This window comes from uncultured Campylobacter sp. (genome assembly GCF_938045595.1).
Classification (GTDB): Bacteria; Campylobacterota; Campylobacteria; order Campylobacterales; family Campylobacteraceae; genus Campylobacter_B.
On the sequence record NZ_CALIBB010000060.1, the window covers coordinates 1 to 1,548 of the forward strand.

Here is a 1,548-nt window from a genome sequence, read left to right on the forward strand (position 1 = left end):
CAAGAACATAAAAAGGCGGGGCGATAAGCTTGATATTAAATTTTACCACCTCGTAGGCGACAGATAAAAGGCAGTAAAATTTCTATTTTAGAGGGGCTTGCATATGCATTTCGCAGACGAAAGGCAATCAAATCATGAAGTATTTATCAACCCCGCGCTATCGGCGAGATAGAATTTTAAAATTTAGCCCAAGCCGGGCAAGCTAAAGTTAATGTGAATGCTCCATCTTTGAGTGATCCATGCCGCCGTGATCCATGTTCTCCATCGAGCCATGATTCATATGCGAATGATCCATCCCCTCCATCGAACCCATATCGTGGCTCATCCCACTCATCGAGCCATGATCCATCATAGAATGATCCATGCCACTCACACCTGGATCGGTCATTCCAAAAATCATCGCGACGTGTCCTAGCACCAAAAATACAATCAGCGCCAAGAAATGAAATTTAAGCCTAGCTCTAAATTCCGCTCCTTTTGCGATAACTCCGAGCTCCAAAAGTAGCAGCACCAGCGCAGGCAGCGCCGCCGCTACGTATGCCGCCAAAGCTAAGGCGTCCGCAGCACCACGCAAATGAATGACGGGCAAAATTTTAACCGCTACGTAAATGATTAATATCGTAAAATAAGCGCCGAGAATGATGCTAAGGCATTTATTGATTTTTAGTGCCAAAGAGCCCTCCTTCGCGCGGTACAAGCTAAAAAATTCGCTCGCTACTATCGCTTCTGCTAAGCCCATCGGCACCGCCATAAATAAAATCAAATTCCACGGCTGATTTGCCATCAAAAGTTCCATGTAATTCGTCATTGCCATGTTTTCTCCTTATTTTGGTTTAAAGGGCGCAATTATAGCGGCTTTCGGTAAAAAATTTTAAAACGATAGATAAGATTAAGTGCGCCTTTAATCTTATCTTTCCGTAAAACGATTTGGGCTGCGTCTTAAAACTCGCTCACAAATATTAAATTTATCTCGCTTTACACGCCGCCTCTTCGTATCTAACGTGAAATTTAGAAAATTTATATTTGCAAAAGCAGATGCTTTAAATTTATCCGAAACGCTTTAAATTCCGCAAAATTTCAGTTTTGCAAAGATAAAATTACGAAATTTTTTAAAAGGATTTAAAATGAAAAATGCTATTTTATTTGCCTGCGCAGCGCTGTTTGTATGCGCCTGCTCCACTGAGCAGCCAAAGCCAGGCGTTTCGCATTGCAGCGAGCCCAAAATGGACGAGGCGTCGCATCAGATGATCCAAATTTGCGGCGAAAGCGAGGATCCGCAAATCGAAAATATGCAGTGCAACGAAAACGGACTTTGCTTCGGCACCGCAAAAATCAGGTAGCCGAAGCGTCTTGCGAGCACTAGCGCTAAATTTAACTATTTTAAAGCCAAGATCGAGCGCCCGTAAGCGGTCTAGGCCGCGCTTTAAAATTTCGCCAGCAGTTTAAATTTAGCCCCGCTTCACGCGCTGATGTATTTTATCTATCTTGTTTTTAGCTGCGCCCGCCAACCAATCGAGCTGCTCTTGGCTCGATGAAATTTTAAAATTT

The 1,548-nt window shown here is 43.3% G+C and carries 2 protein-coding genes; one reads left to right on the top strand and one right to left on the bottom strand.

All coding sequences use genetic code 11. The features are described from left to right. Window positions 1-208 precede the first annotated feature (208 nt). On the bottom strand, window positions 209-814 hold the full coding sequence (locus tag Q0340_RS02395) for a DUF6803 family protein (protein ID WP_298082012.1): 606 nt from the start codon (window positions 812-814) through the stop codon (window positions 209-211). Between the two features lie 310 nt (window positions 815-1,124). Between Q0340_RS02395 and Q0340_RS02400 the strand changes: the two genes are divergently transcribed. Continuing rightward, window positions 1,125-1,340, top strand: coding sequence for a hypothetical protein (locus Q0340_RS02400; protein WP_298082013.1), 216 nt, complete (start codon window positions 1,125-1,127; stop codon window positions 1,338-1,340). Window positions 1,341-1,548 lie beyond the last annotated feature (208 nt).